The sequence below is a fragment of the Pseudomonas fluorescens genome, from assembly GCF_000967965.1.
Classification (GTDB): domain Bacteria; phylum Pseudomonadota; class Gammaproteobacteria; order Pseudomonadales; family Pseudomonadaceae; genus Aquipseudomonas; species Aquipseudomonas grandcourensis.
Genome location: NZ_LACC01000014.1, coordinates 18645 through 34747, shown reverse-complemented (window position 1 = coordinate 34747; position 16103 = coordinate 18645). Strand labels below are relative to the sequence as shown.

Annotated in this window: 17 protein-coding genes; 8 read left to right on the top strand and 9 right to left on the bottom strand. The window is 59.2% G+C overall.

The window, feature by feature from the left end:
* Window positions 1-885: a ChaN family lipoprotein gene (locus tag VC35_RS12325; RefSeq protein ID WP_046040341.1), complete on the top strand. Its 885-nt coding sequence runs from the start codon at window positions 1-3 to the stop codon at window positions 883-885.
* Between the two features lie 59 nt (window positions 886-944).
* On the opposite strand, the gene VC35_RS12320 is transcribed toward VC35_RS12325, so the two are convergent.
* From VC35_RS12320 to VC35_RS12290, 7 genes are all read right to left on the bottom strand, one after another.
* The gene (locus VC35_RS12320) at window positions 945-1856 is read right to left on the bottom strand and encodes a SphA family protein (RefSeq protein WP_080925304.1); all 912 of its coding nucleotides are present in this window, start codon (window positions 1854-1856) and stop codon (window positions 945-947) included.
* Window positions 1857-1957: 101 nt separating this feature from the next.
* A complete protein-coding gene (locus tag VC35_RS12315) occupies window positions 1958-3019 on the bottom strand; it encodes an NADH:ubiquinone reductase (Na(+)-transporting) subunit F (RefSeq protein WP_046040339.1) in 1062 nt (353 codons plus the stop codon).
* Window positions 3020-3029: 10 nt separating this feature from the next.
* The gene (locus tag VC35_RS12310) at window positions 3030-3389 is read right to left on the bottom strand and encodes a phenol hydroxylase subunit P4 (RefSeq protein ID WP_046040338.1); all 360 of its coding nucleotides are present in this window, start codon (window positions 3387-3389) and stop codon (window positions 3030-3032) included.
* Window positions 3390-3520: 131 nt separating this feature from the next.
* On the bottom strand, window positions 3521-5068 hold the full coding sequence (locus VC35_RS12305; protein ID WP_046040337.1) for an aromatic/alkene/methane monooxygenase hydroxylase/oxygenase subunit alpha: 1548 nt from the start codon (window positions 5066-5068) through the stop codon (window positions 3521-3523).
* Window positions 5069-5121: 53 nt separating this feature from the next.
* Window positions 5122-5394: an MmoB/DmpM family protein gene (locus VC35_RS12300; protein WP_046040336.1), complete on the bottom strand. Its 273-nt coding sequence runs from the start codon at window positions 5392-5394 to the stop codon at window positions 5122-5124.
* Window positions 5391-6386, bottom strand: a complete 996-nt coding sequence (locus VC35_RS12295) for an aromatic/alkene monooxygenase hydroxylase subunit beta (protein WP_046040335.1) — start codon at window positions 6384-6386, stop codon at window positions 5391-5393. Before VC35_RS12295 ends, VC35_RS12300 begins: the two co-directional genes overlap by 4 nt.
* A 17-nt stretch (window positions 6387-6403) precedes the next feature.
* Window positions 6404-6679 (bottom strand): phenol hydroxylase subunit, encoded by a 276-nt coding sequence (locus VC35_RS12290; protein WP_046040333.1) that lies wholly within the window; start codon window positions 6677-6679, stop codon window positions 6404-6406.
* A 378-nt stretch (window positions 6680-7057) separates the two neighbouring features.
* Here VC35_RS12290 and VC35_RS12285 point away from each other — a divergent pair, with 378 nt between their 5' ends.
* From VC35_RS12285 to VC35_RS12275, 3 genes are all read left to right on the top strand, one after another.
* Window positions 7058-8740 (top strand): sigma-54-dependent Fis family transcriptional regulator, encoded by a 1683-nt coding sequence (locus VC35_RS12285; protein ID WP_046040332.1) that lies wholly within the window; start codon window positions 7058-7060, stop codon window positions 8738-8740.
* A 227-nt stretch (window positions 8741-8967) separates the two neighbouring features.
* Window positions 8968-9573, top strand: coding sequence for an SCO family protein (locus VC35_RS12280; RefSeq protein WP_046040331.1), 606 nt, complete (start codon window positions 8968-8970; stop codon window positions 9571-9573).
* A 1-nt stretch (window position 9574) separates the two neighbouring features.
* On the top strand, window positions 9575-10084 hold the full coding sequence (locus tag VC35_RS12275; RefSeq protein WP_046040329.1) for a copper chaperone PCu(A)C: 510 nt from the start codon (window positions 9575-9577) through the stop codon (window positions 10082-10084).
* A gap of 117 nt (window positions 10085-10201) precedes the next feature.
* On the opposite strand, the gene VC35_RS12270 is transcribed toward VC35_RS12275, so the two are convergent.
* Both VC35_RS12270 and VC35_RS12265 read right to left on the bottom strand, forming a co-directional pair.
* On the bottom strand, window positions 10202-10618 hold the full coding sequence (locus VC35_RS12270; RefSeq protein ID WP_046040328.1) for an organic hydroperoxide resistance protein: 417 nt from the start codon (window positions 10616-10618) through the stop codon (window positions 10202-10204).
* Between the two features lie 123 nt (window positions 10619-10741).
* On the bottom strand, window positions 10742-11071 hold the full coding sequence (locus VC35_RS12265; RefSeq protein ID WP_046040326.1) for a hypothetical protein: 330 nt from the start codon (window positions 11069-11071) through the stop codon (window positions 10742-10744).
* Between the two features lie 185 nt (window positions 11072-11256).
* On the opposite strand from VC35_RS12265, the gene potE reads away from it, so the two are divergent.
* The 4 genes from potE to VC35_RS12245 all read left to right on the top strand — a co-directional run bounded on the left by potE (window position 11257) and on the right by VC35_RS12245 (window position 16069).
* Window positions 11257-12666 carry a putrescine-ornithine antiporter gene (gene potE / locus VC35_RS12260; protein ID WP_046040324.1) on the top strand — a complete coding sequence of 470 codons (1410 nt, stop codon included), beginning with the start codon at window positions 11257-11259 and terminating at the stop codon, window positions 12664-12666.
* Complete coding sequence (locus VC35_RS12255; RefSeq protein WP_046040323.1) at window positions 12663-14948, top strand: Orn/Lys/Arg family decarboxylase; 2286 nt, start codon at window positions 12663-12665, stop codon at window positions 14946-14948. The genes potE and VC35_RS12255 overlap by 4 nt, the downstream gene beginning before the upstream one ends.
* Window positions 14949-15128: 180 nt before the next feature.
* Entirely contained in the window at window positions 15129-15530 is a 402-nt protein-coding gene (locus tag VC35_RS12250; protein ID WP_046040322.1) for a hypothetical protein, read from the top strand.
* On the top strand, window positions 15530-16069 hold the full coding sequence (locus tag VC35_RS12245) for an HD domain-containing protein (RefSeq protein WP_046040320.1): 540 nt from the start codon (window positions 15530-15532) through the stop codon (window positions 16067-16069). Before VC35_RS12250 ends, VC35_RS12245 begins: the two co-directional genes overlap by 1 nt.
* Window positions 16070-16103 lie beyond the last annotated feature (34 nt).

The window sequence follows — 16103 nt, the reverse complement described above, 5'->3', positions numbered from 1 at the left end:
ATGCGCTTTCTGTTGCTCTGTGCATTCAGCCTGTTGGCTGCCTGCCAAACCCATCAGGTCACACCACTGCCGGCGCCGATCACTCCGCAAGGGCGTGATCACACCGACCTTGGGGTCATCCGTGAACTCGCCACGGGCCGTACGCTGACACCGCAAGAACTGGTCGAACGCCTGGCCGTTGTGCCTCGGGTATTGGTCGGTGAACAACACGACAACCCGGACCACCACGCCCTGCAATTGTGGCTGCTGCGCGAACTGGCGGTACAACGGGCCCAGGGCAGCCTGCTGATGGAAATGCTCAACCCCGATCAGCAGGCCAGGGTCGATGCCGCGCAGGCCGCGACCCGCGCGGGCCAGCCACCGGCCGATGCGTTCAAGGCGCTGGCCTGGCAGGCCAATTGGGACTGGAGTGTTTATGGCGCACTTGTCACCTATGCGCTAAGGCAGCCGTATCCGCTGCTGGCGGCGAACCTGGACCGCGCGCAGATCATGCAGATCTACAAACAGCGCCCGGTACTCACGGGGCAAGCGTCCACCACCCAACAGGTGCAGGCGACCTTGCTGGACGACATCCGCGAATCCCATTGCGGCCTGCTGCCCGAAGCGCAGATGCCGGCCATGCTCGCCGTGCAGCAGCAACGTGACCGGCGCATGGCCGAGCGCCTGATCGCTGCGCCGACGCCTGCACTGCTGCTGGCCGGTGCCTTCCACGTGCGCAAGGATCTAGGCGTGCCGCTGCACCTGAAGGACCTCGGTGCCGGTGAAGGGAATGCGGTGTTGATCCTGGCCGAAGCAGGCAAGACCGTGACCGTCGAAAGTGCGGATTATGTCTGGTACACCGCCGCGCAACCGCAACAGGATCATTGCGCGAAGCTGCGTCGTTAACCGGAATCGAACGGGCCCTGCGAGTGTGCAAGGCCCGATCCTTACCGGAGCACCGTCATTCAGAAAGGAACGGTCAGCTTCAGCCGATAGGCATTGCCCTCGGCCCGATTGCGCACCTCGGTCTCCTGTTCCCATTTGGCCGTGAGAAACCACCCCGAGTTGCTGGTGTATTTCACGGACGGACCAATTGCCAGCGCCCGCCCCTTGTTGTCCTCTATACGCTCACCGTTCTGCCGGTCATCCGTGGTCTGGTACAGCACATAACCACCGACTCCGACCACCCAACCGTTACCAAGGCCCCAGCCCAGGGCGTAGTCAACATGCGCTTCCTGGCCGGAACGATAATCCGTGGCATCATTGCGCAGGTTGAAGTCGTACATCATTTTGGCGTCGACGTTGAGTCCGTTCGGATCGATATACGACACCGCCAGCACGGGCTCGATCACCCAATAATTGCGACCGATGTTCGCCTGGTCACCACGGTCGTAGCGACCCGAAGGTGCGATGAAATCCAGTGCCAGAATACTGTGCAGCTTTTCGCTGTGATGAAAACCCAGCGCTGGCCCGAAGATGATGTCGCCCAGGCCCTGCTTGCTTTGCGACTGGCCGTTGACTTCCACCTTGAGGTCAACCAGCGGCACCAAGGCGTGCACGGCCAGGTTGCCGCCGAGTATTTTCTGATCGGTCACCCAGATCAGGCGTGGCGCAATCGAGTCGGCCCGTACACTGAAATCCACGGGGAGCTTCTCCCCGTGATTGCCGCGCAAAGAATCCGCCTCGTAGTGACCGACAAAAAACTGTGAATACAGACCTGGCGGCGGCATCGCCCCGGACATGTAGTTCTCCGCCCCCATCGGATAGGATGAACCTCCGTTCTCCGTGGCCTGAACCCCGGTACTGGCAATCGCCAGCAAACTCAATCCGATATGGCACAAGGTGTTTGCACGTGTGGCTCTGAATACAGCATTCATGATCGAGGACCTTTTGTTATTTTTATAGGCAGCCAGGCGCAGCCGATCGTCAAGACGATCTGCTGCGTCCGGCATTTTTTGCAACCCGGAGACGGTGAAACTCAGATGCGTTTGAATAACGCCGAGCGTGTGTTCTCACCGGAGCCATCGGCGGCGCTGTAAAAACGCTCCATAAAGATGTCGCGCTCAAACAGCCGCCCTTGCATCAGGCAGGTAATAGCGGAATCGATCATCACTGGTGGTCCGCACAGATAAGCCTTGCGACCGCTGAAACGACCGTCGAAATGCTGTTTTGCAGCGTCATGCACGTATCCCTTGAACCCTGCCCATTCGCTATCCTCGACCGCCTGGCTGAGCGCTGGCACATAGGTGAAGTTGGCGTGCTCTCGCGCCAGCACTTCGAACAGCTCGCGGTTGTACAACTCCGCCCGATTGCGCGCCCCCTGGAACAGCACGATCTGGCGGATATCCCCCGCCTCAAGCAGGTCGATGATCATCGACTGCGGGCTCGACAGACCGGAGCCGCCGGCGATGAAGATCAAATCTCCCCCCTGCGAGGAACGGACGAAGAACTGCCCATAGGGCCCGGACAGTTCCACCGCGTCGCCGACCTTCAAGTCATCGTGGATCTTGCCGGTGACCACTCCGCCCTCGACCCGCCGCACATGCAATTCGACTTCATCGGCGCGGCTGGGCGGGTTGGCCAGCGAAAACGCTCGCGTGCCCTCGATCCCGGGTAACTGCAGGTTGATGTATTGACCGGCCTGGAACGCCATCGGCCGATCGAGTTTAAGATGCACGCCCTTGATGGTGGGCGACAGATCCACCAGTGCACTGACCACCGCATGGAAGTCCTCGATGGGGTGCCCGAGGAAGTCCGGGTCTGCATCGATGTCAGCCTCGATCACCATGTCGCTTTGCGGAATCGCACAGCACGCCAGCACCTTGCCCTCGTCGCGTTCCATGTCCATCAGCGCAAAGGACGAGGCCGCGCCAAGGTCCGCTTCGCCCTCCAGCACCTGGACCTTGCAGGTGGCGCACGTGCCATGGCCGCAGGCGAATGGCAACCAGACACCCTGTCGCAGCGCGGCCTGAAGAATCGTCTGGCCCTCTTCCACTTCGATCTGTTCGCCAGTGGGTTCGATGGTTACTTGGTAGCTCATCACCGAGTCCTCAATTGAAGCTGCCGGCAATGCCGTTCAAGCCAGGGGTGTCGAGGTGTAGCAGGCTCTTATGGTCGATGCCGTTGGCAACCAGGCTGTCTCCGTAGACCGGAGAGAACGGCTGATCGTTGAGGCGCCATAGCGCACGGCTGAAGTCGACCCGCGCCGCATCCGGGTGGGAGGCAATCGACGGTTTGACCACCTGCTCGATGAAGTCGCTGAACGGCATCGCCGGGGGCAGTGGAAAAGTAAACGGGGCACAGAACATCAGGTGTTTTTCCCAGCACAGGTACACCAGTTGCAGGCCATGGAAATTTTCCTGGCGGTCCAGGGGTTGGGCCTCATAGGCGCCAATGGCAGTCACGGGCATGATCGTTTCCTTATTGTTGTCAGTTGGAATGTGGGAGCGAGCCTGCTCGCGAACGCGGTGCAACAGACACTCAAGCGGTGAATGTCATGGACTCATCGCGAGCAAGCTCGCTCCCACAGTGATACGCAGGGTCAACCGGTCTTTTGCAGGTCCGGGTCAACGGGAGCGCTATTGCGATCGTTCGGATGCCAGTCCTGCCAGCGTCGATGTTCGGCGGAGCCCAAATATTCGAAGTTGTCCTGGCCGGGATTGATGTTGTAGTAGTCACGCACCACCGACTCGACATCCGCGCCACCACAGTTGCCTTGCAGGATCTGATGCACCGGTAGCCAGGCCTGGATGTACTTGGTCGGCTCGTACTCGAAAATGTCGCAGCAACCCTGGGAGCAGAAGTGATAACGCTCGCCTTCATGCTCGGCGCTGCGATGACTGAGGGTGGTCTGGTCATCCGGTTCGCCGAACGACAGCGGGATCTGGCAGATCTGGCAGAGCATCGGCAGCGTCGGGTTGTAAAACCGCTCGCCCTTTTCCTGCAGGGCACGCCAGTGTTCGAATCGTGGCCGATAGATTTTGTCGAAGGTGTCCGGGTACTTCTCCGAGAGCCAGTCCAGTTCCTCGTCGGTCGGCATCCAGGTGTGGAAGTTGGTCGCCTGGCTGTACTGGTAGAAAATTGACCAGGCCTGATGGCTGACGTGGTCCTTGGCGATATTGGCCTCTTCAACATGCTTGGGCGGACGAATGCCGTAGCGCTCAAGGTCCTTGAACAGCGCACCGCCGGCCTCTTCGAAATACACGCCCCAGGCTTCGGACCAGGACATGACTTTATTGGGCAGCATGTAGTCCATCATCATCCCCACCAGCGTCAGCAAGCGGTAACCGCGCCAGAACCACTTGTCGATCCAGCGCTGGATAATCGGCACGTTGTCTTCGTGCTGCTCCAGCAGGAACTTGATCACTTCCAGGCCCAGGGTCATGTGCCGGGCTTCGTCGGACTGTGCGGAGAAGCCAAACGTCACCGTGGCCATATCACCGTTGAACGCAGCACCCGACATGAAGGGAACGAACAACAGGTTGGTCAGCACGTATTCGAACGAGAACGAGATGGCCGTAAGAAACTCGAATGGGCCGGCCGTGCGCGCATCCTCGAAGAACGACTTGGGTACCGAGAGGAACCACACGCGATCATGCATATGGGCGAAATCATGCAGGCCGTTGAAGTGTTTGTTGTAATGGCTCATGGCGTGAATCTGCGTCTGCACGTGACGCAATTCATCGATGGCCTGCATCTGGCAGGCGATCCGCGCGCCGGCACCGCTGAACTGCCTGCCGACCCGGGCGAAACCTTGATAGGCCTGGTACTCCAGCGGCGTGACACCCGAGAGAAAGAGTTTCAGGGCATTGACGTAACGGGCATCCGACAGTGTGGTATGGCCGTTGTTTTGCGAGAACGCGTCGAAGATCGCGTAGAGTTTTTTCTCTTTCTCGGCCTGGTATTTCCAGTAGGTGTCCATGGTCAGGCGGAACGGATCTTCCCACTTGTCCCAGTCGGTGATCTTGATCCCCTCAAAGCGCTCATGAGGGTAAATATCCTCGTGTGTCTGGTAGCTGGGCTCCCAATCCAGGTCACGGGTCATGCAGCGGTATTTTTCTTTGGCATTGAGGCGTTTTTTCACGGCCATGATGGCACTCCCGAATTCTTGTTATGGATCAAACCCTGGCTTGAAACCGGCAATCAGTTGTTCCAGTACAGGGAGAAGCTGTCGTCCTCTTCCACGACGTTGCCGCCAAGGGTGATCACGTACATCAGCATTTCCTGGATATCCCAGGGGCTGCCAGTGAGCGCTTCGACCGTTTCGCGATGGATTTCCAGTCGACCCTGGGCTTCGATGCGGATCATCGATGGCTGATGCTCAATCGCGACATTCGGGTTGTCCTGGACGATGGCTTCGACGATCGAGCGCGCGTAGTCGGTGTCCTGCAGGTTCATGTACACGAAGGAAGTCATACGCAGGCTCCTGTCAGGCCGAGCTTCTTCAGGCGGGCGTTGAACTCGCTGCACACGGCATCCAGTGCGGACTCATCGATCCCCAGGCCAGCCAGCAGCTGGAGTGCATCGACCGAACGCTGGCTCCAGTGGTCGATCCAGCCTTGAACGAGGGCCTTGTTGGTGGTGCTTTCGTTGACCACGGTCTTGAGCAGGGCATCGACCCAGCGCTGGCTTTCGGCAAACCACAGGCGCATGAACTCGGTCAACATGCCGACCTGGCCTGCGCCATTGGCTGACAGTTGTTCGTCGAGCTTGTGGAACAGCAGCGGGTATACCAGGCCATCGCTGACCAGGTTTTGCGCCACGGTCAACTCGAACCAGTCGCGCACCACCAGCGTGTCCTCGACGTAGCGGCGCACGCCCTGCCACGCGGGATCGTCCAGCCACTGCTGCCGGGCTTGAGCCAGGAGAAGGACATCGCCGTCATCGAGCATCAGGCCGATGCGCGACAGGTATTGCGCAATGCCCAAGCGATCCATGGCCTGGAACATGTGCATCTGCGTCACGCTGGTGCCAAAACCGTCGGCCGCGATGTTGCTGTTGTTCATGTTGGCGCCCATCTCGGCGTGGCGCAGTGGCAACAGCAGCCGGCTGATCAGTTGGGCATTGGTCGCCGAGAGGCCGGCAAGCATGTCGCGCTTCTCGCAAAACGCGTAATCGTGCTCGGCGTTTTCCTGCATCCTGGCCCGGGCCTGGACATAGGCGCCGTAGTAATACTGGCGCGGGTCGCTGACGGCGTACCAGTCAGCCATGACCACCGCGGTACGTGTGGCATCGTTGAGCAGCTTGTCCGGTTGCCATAGCGGCCGATAATGGAAATTGGTCGCTGACTCCAGGTCGAAACTGGCTTCCTGGTAACGGCTGGCAACCTTGTCGCCAAACCGGCGACGAGTGTGGCTGAACGTGTTGCGGATCGTCTCGACGGTCGTCGTCTTGATCTCGACACTCATGGAGTGGACTCCTGTAATTATTGTTGGGGGGGTTGGTCGGATTCGGCATCTCGGGTTTCGCCGTAGCGCCACTTGCGCGCATCGGCATCGAGGGCTTCGGCCATCTGCGCGTCCATGTGCTGGACCCGGTGGTTTTCGCAGAACTGCTTGAACGCCTGATGCGGCAACACGAGTTCAACGAACAGCTCGGGATAGCCAATGGCGAAATCGAATTCGACAAAGGCATCGCCCGGCATGCTGCGTACACGGATGTAGCGCGGCATCTGGTCGAAGGTATTGGCAGGTTGGTTCATGCTCGGGTCTCCCTTGTTGTTCCGGGTATGGAGCAACAAGGGTGCCAGCGGTGGAAATCCACTCGAACAAAGATTTAAATACCCTTTAAAACAACGTCTTATGAAAAATAAAAGAGAGATGCGAAGGTTCATGAGCACTGTCGGGAGCAAGCAGTCGTACCAACGATTTGATCATTTGCTCAAACCTTGCCAACCCCTTCGAGCAAATGACCAATCGTGCGGAGATTGACTTTTGATGTACTTTCAGGCCGCTTAGAAAAAGAAAAACCGACCTGCCTTGCCCAAGAAATTCCGGTCGTTACGATGCGAAAAAAAACCGCCATTGCCTGAGCGGAAAAGCATCTCCACCCCAAATAACTACAATCAGGGGCGCACTGAATGATCACCAAGTACAAGGCCTCGCAGCACCCGCCGTCGCTCAAGGACCTGACCGACCAGGTGCGCTTTCTCGGCAGCGAAGGCAAGATCTGGCTGGATGAGCAACGCATGCTGTTGATCCAGGTTTCGATGATGGCCTCATGCAGACGCGAGCTGATCGAGATGCTCGGCGTCGAACGGGCCAAGGGCTTTTTTATGCGCCTGGGCTACCAGTCCGGACTCAAGGATGCGGAACTGGCACGCAAACTTCGGCCACATGGCAGTGATGTGGAGATGTTCTTCACCGGCCCGCAACTGCACTCGCTCAAGGGAATGGTCAACGTCCGCCCCCAGGAAATAGATATCGACCTGGAGAATGGCCAGTTCTATGCCGACATCGAGTGGCAGGACTCCTTCGAGGTCGAAAACTGCCAAACGGAAAACCTGCATTCCGACCAGCCGGTGTGCTGGATGCTGCTCGGCTATGCCATCAGCTACAGCTCGTTTTTCCTCGGTCGCCAGATCATCTACAAGGAGGTCAGTTGCCGGGGATGCGGCGGAGAGCAATGCCGGATCATCGGCAAACCCGCTGAGCAATGGGAGGATGCCGAAGAAATCATGCGCTACTTCCAGAGCGATCCAATCATCGATGAGCTGCAGGCACTGCAGGTGCAGGTGGCCAATATGCGCCAGCGCTTGCAGATCGAAGCCGGCAAGTTCTACGGCATCGGCCAGTCGGCGGTGTACCGCAAAACATGCGCATTGATCGACAAAGTGGCCCTGGGCAAGGCCTCGGTGCTGCTATTGGGTGAGACCGGAGTTGGCAAGGAAGTCATCGCCCGTAGCCTGCATTTGCGTAGCGAGCGCGCTGGCGGCCCTTTCATCGCGCTGAACTGCGCAGCCATCCCGCCAGACCTGATCGAAGCCGAGTTGTTCGGCGTGGAAAAAGGCGCCTACACCGGGGCGCAGCAGTCGCGCATGGGCCGCTTCGAACGGGCCAATGGAGGCTCGTTGTTTCTCGATGAGATTGTCGAGTTGACACCGCGTGCCCAAGCCTCGCTGCTGCGCGTATTGCAGGAGGAAGAACTGGAGCGCGTCGGCGACTCACAGACTCGTCAGGTCAATGTACGGGTCATCACCGCGACCCATGAAGACCTTGAAAACGCGGTCCGCCAAGGCCGATTCAGGGCAGACTTGTTCTATCGCCTGAACGTGTTTCCGGTACGTATCCCGGCCTTGCGCGAACGTCGCGAGGACATCCCGCTGCTGATCGAACACTTCCTGGAAAAACTCCATGCCAGCTACAGGAAAAAAACCCTGGGCCTGTCTGACCGAGCGCTGGAGGTATGCCTGCATTACGACTGGCCCGGTAATATCCGTGAGCTGGAAAACCTGATGGAACGCGGCGTGATCATCACCGACGAGAACCAGAGCATCACCGTTGATGCGCTGTTCCCCCATTCACCGCAACTGGCCGAAAGCATCGGGCTGGCCAGCGACGGGCGCCTGGTCAAGGCGACACCGAGCGATAACACGGGCTGGGTCGACAAGATCATCGACAGTGGCATGCCACTGGACTCGGTCGAAGACGCGCTGATTCACGCCGCCATGGAGCGCAGCCAGCAGAACGTGTCGGAAGCAGCTCGCCTGCTCGGCATCACCCGCCCCGCGCTGGCCTACCGCTTGAAAAAGTCCCCGACCTGATCCCTGCTCCAGGATTGTTCATTTGAACAATCCTGACAGCCGGTAGTGATCATTTGCTCAATGCCGGTTGTTCCAATGCCGCACCTGCGTCATTACGCCCCACCCCCCGGTCCAATCGTCTAATCCAGCCCCGCGCACCGGCACAGTTTGTTAACATCCCCGCGATTTTTTCGTCTGTACAGTCATCACGCTGTCATTTCAGCCTGTTCAACAGGATGCTTTTTTCCATGAGTACTTTGTATACCCGCCGAACCGTCCTGCAAGGCATGGGCCTGTTGAGCCTGGGCCTGCTCGCCGGTTGCGACGACAGCAGCAAGCTGTCGTTCAAGTACGGCAAAGACCTCAGCGACAAGATCATGGGGCGTAACTTCAAGCTCAAGAACGCTCAGGGCGAAACCCGGATGCTGGGCAGCTATCGCGGCCTGATGCCGATGGTGTTCTTCGGTTTCACCCAGTGCCCGGCCGTGTGCCCCACCACACTGGCCCGTGCGGCCCAAGCCAAGAAACTGATGGGTCGCGACGGCGAAAGGCTGCAGGTGATCTTCATCACCCTGGACCCTGAGCGCGACACGCCAGAGATGATCGATAAATACGTGAAAGCCTTCGACCCGAGTTTCGAAGCGCTGTACGGCACCCTGGAAGAAACCGCCACCACCGCCAAGGAATTTGGCGTGTTCTTTGAAAAAGTGCCGAGCGGCGATACCTATACACTCTCCCATACCGCGACCAGCTATGTCTTCGACTCCCGGGGCACTCTGCGCCTGGGACTGTCCACGTCCCTGACGGCCCAAGAGTGCGCAGAAGACCTGCTCACCGTGATGGAGGTTTGCTGAAATGAATGCCCCGCAGGCTAAAAACCGTTTCGCACAACGCTGCAAGCAACTGGCGTTGGGCTTGTCCCTGGTCGGCCTGGCCTTTCAAGTGTCGGCACAAACCGAGGTCGACGACGCCTGGGTCCGCGCCACCGTGGCCGGCCAGCCGTCGAGCGGTGCCTTCATGACCGTCACCGCGAGCAGCGACAGCAAACTGCTGAGCGTGCAAACGCCGGCTGCCAAGCTGGTGCAGATTCATGAAATGAGCATGAAAGACGACGTGATGAAAATGCAGCAGGTGCAGTCCGTTGCGCTGCCGGCCGGCAAGCCGGTGAGCTTCGATCCCAACGGCTATCACATCATGCTGATGAATCTCACAGGTCAGATCAAGGAAGGCGACAAGGTACCGCTGACCCTGACCGTCGAAAACGCCAAGGGCGAGAAAGAGTCGATTCAGGTTGAAGCCGTTGCCAAGGCGATTGGCACCATGGACCACAGCAAGATGATGCATGACCACAGCAAGATGAATTGATTTTCTCGTAGTATCGCAACACCAAAAAGATCGCAGCCTGCGGCAGCTCCTATGAAATCGGTGTAGGAGCCGCCGCAGGCTGCGATCTTTTTTTGATCAAGACCTTTTCATGTCAACTCAAACGAGCTTGAGCACCACGTTGATGTTGTTGCGCGTGGCTTTCGAGTACGGGCAATACTGGTGCCCAGTGTCGACGATTTTCTGTGCGGTTTCACGGTCCAGCCCTGGCAGGCTGACATTGAGCCGTGCCTGCAGCAGGTAGCCGCCTTCATTGGTGCCCAAATCAACCTCGGCATCGACGGCCACATCCTTGGGCAGCGCCACTTTCATTTCCCTGGCTGCAACCTGCATGGCGCCGATGAAACAGGCTGACCACCCGGCAGCGAACAGTTGCTCGGGGTTAGTACCGCCACCGCCCGCACCCGGCGACGACAGCTTCACGTCGAGGATTCCGTCGGAGCTGCGGGACGCGCCGTCACGCCCGCCGGTGGTGTGGGTTTGGGCGGTGTACAACACTTTATCGATCTGGCTCATGGTGACCTCCTGATTGAGTTGTAAGAAACCGGTTTTGCACCCCATCGGGTCGCTGGGATGGTCAATCAATATAGACGCCACAGCCCCACACCGCGGTCGATCCGACCGGCGCCCGCTTCTTCTTTATTTACGCGCCAACTTGTACCTGACGCAGTCCTCATAAAAGCTCTGGCGCACAGCAGTCGGTTTGAATCGCGACGGACTGTCATAAGTTTGCTCTGTAATGCCAAGAGCCATCATGCGCATCCAGCTTTTGGCGAACTTGTAGACCTGGATTTTCTGCCGGGCGGCATACAAGGAAACACCTGAAAGCTTGAGTTCCTGTGCCCTTGCAGCGGTGCCTGCACCCCAACTGCACATGTACTGATCATTGGCGGCAAGTTCTTTTGCTTGAGCCGAGTTAGCTATGCCCGCAACTATTAGCGGGATTAATGCGATCCATATCTTGCGCATTTCGACCTATCTAACCAATTGAAAACCAAGTAATTTTGAAGAGAACTTTGAAACTTGGGGGCCAGCATCGTGCCTTTTTTGCAAATAAATGAAAAAGCCGGATGGGGGGGCCGTCAATTTCTTGCGAGTTTTCAAACCTTTGCTATAGCTAAGGTTCTCAATCGCCAACTAAGTGAGGCAACGGAATGTCAGTCGCAAAGAAAATGAGTGTGGGGCAACTGACAATGTTGACCGCCGTCAACATGTTGGGCTCAGGCATTGTGCTACTACCGACGAAACTAGCGGAAGTCGGTGCGATTTCGATCCTCTCCTGGCTGGTGACGGCCACCGGTTCCCTCGCTCTGGCCTACGCCTTTGCGCGATGCGGGATGCTCAGCCGAAAGACCGGCGGCATGGGCGGTTATGCCGAATACACCTTCGGTAAAGCGGGTAACTACATCACCAACTACACCTACGGTCTCTCGCTGTTGATTGCCAACGTGGCGATCAGTATTACCGCGGTCGGCTATATCCAGGTGTTGTTCGGGATAAAACTCGATTCACTGCAAGTAGGCTTGGCGACTATTGCTCTGTTGTGGATCACCACCTTCGCCAACTTTGGCGGTGCGAGCATTACCGGCCGGATTGGCGCGATCACAGTCTGGGGTGTAATTGCACCGGTGGTGCTGGTATCCACGGTGGGCTGGTTCTGGTTCGACAGCAGCGTTTACGCCGCTGGCTGGAACCCCCACGACAAGGGTTGGTTCGAAGCGGCAGGCGCCTCGGTGGCAATTACCCTGTGGGCCTTCCTCGGTCTGGAATCGGCTTGCGCCAACACCGACGCGGTGGAAAACCCTGAGCGCAACGTACCGATTGCGGTGCTGGGCGGCACCTTGGGTGCAGCGGTGATCTACATCGTTTCCACCAACGTCATCTTCGGTATCGTCGGCAACGAAGAACTGGTCGCGTCCACCGCGCCGTTCGGCCTGGTGTTCGCCAAGATGTTCACTCCAATGGTTGGCGACATCGTGATGGCAGCGATGGTGCTCGCCTGCATCGGTTCGTTGCTGGGCTGGCAGTTCACGATTGCCCAGGTGTACAAAAGCTCGGCCGACACCGGTTACTTCCTGTCGATCTTCGCCAAGGCCAACAAGGCGGGCACACCGATTGTCGGCATGCTGGTACTGCTCGCCGCACAGACCGCGCTGGCCCTGCTCACCATCAGCCCCGACTTGAGCAAGCAGTTCGATACCCTGGTCAATCTCGCGGTGGTGACCAACCTGGTGCCTTACATCCTGTCCATGGCCGCGCTGATGACCATGCAGAAAGTCTCCAACGTGCCGGAAGGCAAGGCACTGGTGACCAACGTCATTGCCCTGATCGCGGCGGCCTACAGCTACCTGGCGCTGTACAGTTCCGGTGAGCAGGCCCTGATGCTGGGCGGCGTGGCCACGATCGTTGGTTACACCTTGTTCGGCTTCGTCAACAACCGTCTGATCCGCCTCGAAGCACTCAACAATAGCGTACCGACGCAAACCGTCAGCGCGCAGCACCTCACTGCCGAGCCAGTGCCGGTGAACAATCTGAATACAGCCACTATGGAGGTTCAAGCATGACGGAATATAAACACTCGCTGGGCATGTTGGCGCTACTGGTCAGCAGTCCGCCGGACAAACGAACGGTGTTTGGCCGCGCCCTGGATCAACTGGTCCACGACGTAGAGGGACGTGGTGTCAGCGTACTGGCCTCGGAAAGCCTCACCGATGCCGCCTCGATCCTGCGCTCGGACCCTGCCATTCAATGCGTGCTCATCCGATGGGAAATGGACACCAGCGAAGGCCACGCCGACTGCACCAAACTGTTGGTCAAGCTGCGCGAGCGCAACACCCGGGTGCCGGTGTTCCTGATCAGTGACCGTACCACCGCGTCGACCATTCCGTTATTGGTCATGCAACACGCCGACGACTTCATCTGGCTGCCCGAGGACACCTCCCGTTTCCTCAGCGGGCGCATCCTGGCGGCCATCGAACGCTATCGCCAGGCCGCCCTGCCGCCGATGTTCGGCGCGCTGGTGAAGTTTGCCCGCAGCTATGAATACTCGTGGCACACCCCCGGCCATGCCGGCGGCACCGCGTTCCTGAAAAGCACCGCAGGCCGAGCCTTCTACGAGTTCTTCGGCGAGAACCTGCTGCGTTCCGACCTGTCGATCTCGGTGGGCGAACTCGGTTCGCTGCTCGATCACAGCGGCCCTATCGGCCAGGGCGAACGCTATGCCGCCAAGGTCTTCGGCGCCCACCGCACGTACTACGTGACCAACGGCTCGTCGATGTCCAACCGCGTCATCCTCATGGCCAGCGTCACGCGCAACCAGATCGCCCTGTGCGACCGCAATTGCCACAAGTCCGCCGAGCACGCGATGACCCTGTCCGGGGCGATTCCGACCTACCTGGTACCGACCCGCAACCGCTACGGCATCATCGGCCCGATCCTGCCGCAGACCCTGAGTGCCGAAGGCGTGAAAGCCGCCATCGCCAACAACCCGCTGGTCAAGGCAGGCATCGACCCGACGCCGGTGCACGCCATTGTCACCAACTCCACCTACGACGGCCTGACCTACAACGTCACCCGCGTCGAAGAGTTGCTGGGCGAAAGTGTGGATCGTCTGCACTTCGACGAAGCCTGGTACGGTTATGCGCGTTTCAACCCGCTGTACAGCGGACGCCATGCCATGCACGGCAACCCGGCCGATCACGACAAGTCCAAGCCGACCGTGTTCGCCACCCAGTCGACCCACAAGTTGCTGGCCGCACTGTCCCAGGCCTCGATGATCCACGTGCGTAACGGGCGTAACCCGATCGAACATGCGCGCTTCAACGAGTCGTACATGATGCACGCCTCGACCTCGCCGAACTACGCGATCATGGCCTCCTGCGACGTCAGCTCGGCGATGATGGAAGCTCCGAGCGGGCAGATTCTCACCAACGAGTCGATCGAAGAAGCCATCAGTTTCCGCCAGGTTCTCTCGCGCATGCACAACGAGATGCTGAGCAAGGATGACTGGTTCTTCACCTGCTGGCAGCCGCCGACCGTACAGGTTGGCGCAGCGACCGTGCCGTTCCATGAGGTCGACCCGGCCACGCTGAAAACCGACCCGAATTGCTGGGTCCTGCACCCGAACGCGGTCTGGCACGGCTTCGGCGACATCGAAGACGGTTACTGCATGCTCGACCCGATCAAGGTTTCGGTACTTGCCCCGGGCATGGGCGACGACGGCAACCTGCTCGCCAACGGCATCCCCGCCTGCGTGGTCACGGCGTACCTGGGTCGTCAGGGTATCGTGGTCGAGAAGACTACCGACTTCACCATCCTGTTCCTGTTCTCCATCGGCATCACCAAAGGCAAGTGGGGCACGCTGCTCAACGCCCTGCTCGACTTCAAGCGTGACTACGACGACAACGCCGAGCTCGAGCTGTGCCTGCCCGACCTGTACAACGCCAACCAGCATCGCTATGCCGGCATGGGCCTGAAGGATCTGGCCGACGAAATCTTCGCCGCCATGAAGAAACACAAGACCACCGCCAACATGTCCCAGGCCTTCGGCACCCTGCCAAAAGCCGAGTTCAGCCCGGTGGAGGCCTACGAAAAACTGGTGCGCAACGACATCGAGCTGGTGACGCTCAACGAAGCCGCCGGACGCCTCGCCGCGACCGGTATCGTGCCGTATCCACCAGGTATCCCGTTGCTCATGCCGGGAGAGAACGCGGGGCCTGCGGACGGTCCGTTGCTGGCGTATCTCAAGGCACTGGAAGCCTTCGACAAATCCTTCCCCGGCTTCACCCATGACACCCACGGGATCGAAGTCGAAGACGGCGTTTATCGGATGCTGGTACTGAAATAGGTCACGCAGTTTCACCGCAACACCTGTGGGAGCGAGCCTGCTCGCGATAGCGTTTTTGCAGTCAACATCACTGTTGCCTGACACGACGCCATCGCGAGCAAGCTCGCTCCCACATTGCTTTGCATCCCCCAAAAAATCCCTATGGGCAAACTCGATCACAGCGCTCTATGATTGATCCCCATGACCACCACCGCTGCGATCCGCTCACCCTGCCCGCCCGGCGCCTGCGACTGCGGGCGTGACCCGTTGCTGGAAACACCAGGGGCGGACCTGCGCATTCTGTTTCTGACCCGCAACGAAGAAAAACGCCTGATCGAACGCCTGGAGAACCTGCAGAGCCTGAGCGATCTGGAGCACCTGCAACGGCGCATGCTCGAACAGTTGGGCATCCGCGTGGACATCGCCCCCGGTTTCAACGAAGTGCGCACCATGCGCGGCATCGGTATCCAGGTTGGTGAACTGCCGGGGCTGTGTCGCAAGACCCGCGCCAACATCCCCGCCGCCATCCGCCGGGCCTTGGAAAAGCGCCCGGAGATCGCCTACGACCTGCTCAATGCCAACGACCTGTTGCGTGACGCCTGATGAAACCTCCTCTCGAATTCCCCCTCACCGACGAGATTCTCACCTCGTTCGCCCTGGCCATCGGGGCCGACCTGCAGGGCTACCGCAACCACATTTACCGAGTGCTGAATTTCCATGGTGCCCTGCGCGGTGCCGATGGCCTGTCCCCGGACGCCGTACAAATCGCGGCGGCGTTTCATGACATGGGTATCTGGACCGATGACACCCTCGACTACCTGCCGCCGTCCATTGCCCTGGCCACCGAGTACCTCGACAACCAGCAACGGCCGGAACTGAAGGATGAAGTCAGCGCGTTGATACTTGAGCATCACAAGCTGCGCCGATATCGCGGTGCCTACGCCGACAGCGTCGAACCCTTCCGCCAGGCCGATCTGGTGGACGTGTCCCTGGGTCTGGTGCGTTTCGGCTTGCCCCGCAGCTTCATCAAAACCGTGCAGGCGACCTTTCCCGATCACGGTTTTCACTCGATGCTGATGAAGCTTTCAGCCCGGCAACTCATCCGCTCGCCGCTGCGCCCGCTGCCCATGTTGCGCTGGTGAAACAGGCGTCTGTTACCCCCCTCGAAAATGCACC

Bases quoted from the DNA above. Each gene is read 5' to 3' on its own strand.
- potE (WP_046040324.1), top strand. From the start codon at position 11,257: ATGTCAGTCGCAAAGAAAATGAGTGTGGGGCAACTGACAATGTTGACC.
- VC35_RS12290 (WP_046040333.1), bottom strand. From the start codon at position 6,679: ATGAACCAACCTGCCAATACCTTCGACCAGATGCCGCGCTACATCCGT.
- VC35_RS12295 (WP_046040335.1), bottom strand. From the start codon at position 6,386: ATGAGTGTCGAGATCAAGACGACGACCGTCGAGACGATCCGCAACACG.
- VC35_RS12245 (WP_046040320.1), top strand. From the start codon at position 15,530: ATGAAACCTCCTCTCGAATTCCCCCTCACCGACGAGATTCTCACCTCG.
- VC35_RS12305 (WP_046040337.1), bottom strand. From the start codon at position 5,068: ATGGCCGTGAAAAAACGCCTCAATGCCAAAGAAAAATACCGCTGCATG.
- VC35_RS12275 (WP_046040329.1), top strand. From the start codon at position 9,575: ATGAATGCCCCGCAGGCTAAAAACCGTTTCGCACAACGCTGCAAGCAA.
- VC35_RS12250 (WP_046040322.1), top strand. From the start codon at position 15,129: ATGACCACCACCGCTGCGATCCGCTCACCCTGCCCGCCCGGCGCCTGC.
- VC35_RS12280 (WP_046040331.1), top strand. From the start codon at position 8,968: ATGAGTACTTTGTATACCCGCCGAACCGTCCTGCAAGGCATGGGCCTG.
- VC35_RS12300 (WP_046040336.1), bottom strand. From the start codon at position 5,394: ATGACTTCCTTCGTGTACATGAACCTGCAGGACACCGACTACGCGCGC.
- VC35_RS12265 (WP_046040326.1), bottom strand. From the start codon at position 11,071: ATGCGCAAGATATGGATCGCATTAATCCCGCTAATAGTTGCGGGCATA.
- VC35_RS12325 (WP_046040341.1), top strand. From the start codon at position 1: ATGCGCTTTCTGTTGCTCTGTGCATTCAGCCTGTTGGCTGCCTGCCAA.
- VC35_RS12310 (WP_046040338.1), bottom strand. From the start codon at position 3,389: ATGCCCGTGACTGCCATTGGCGCCTATGAGGCCCAACCCCTGGACCGC.
- VC35_RS12270 (WP_046040328.1), bottom strand. From the start codon at position 10,618: ATGAGCCAGATCGATAAAGTGTTGTACACCGCCCAAACCCACACCACC.
- VC35_RS12320 (WP_080925304.1), bottom strand. From the start codon at position 1,856: ATGAATGCTGTATTCAGAGCCACACGTGCAAACACCTTGTGCCATATC.
- VC35_RS12285 (WP_046040332.1), top strand. From the start codon at position 7,058: ATGATCACCAAGTACAAGGCCTCGCAGCACCCGCCGTCGCTCAAGGAC.
- VC35_RS12315 (WP_046040339.1), bottom strand. From the start codon at position 3,019: ATGAGCTACCAAGTAACCATCGAACCCACTGGCGAACAGATCGAAGTG.
- VC35_RS12255 (WP_046040323.1), top strand. From the start codon at position 12,663: ATGACGGAATATAAACACTCGCTGGGCATGTTGGCGCTACTGGTCAGC.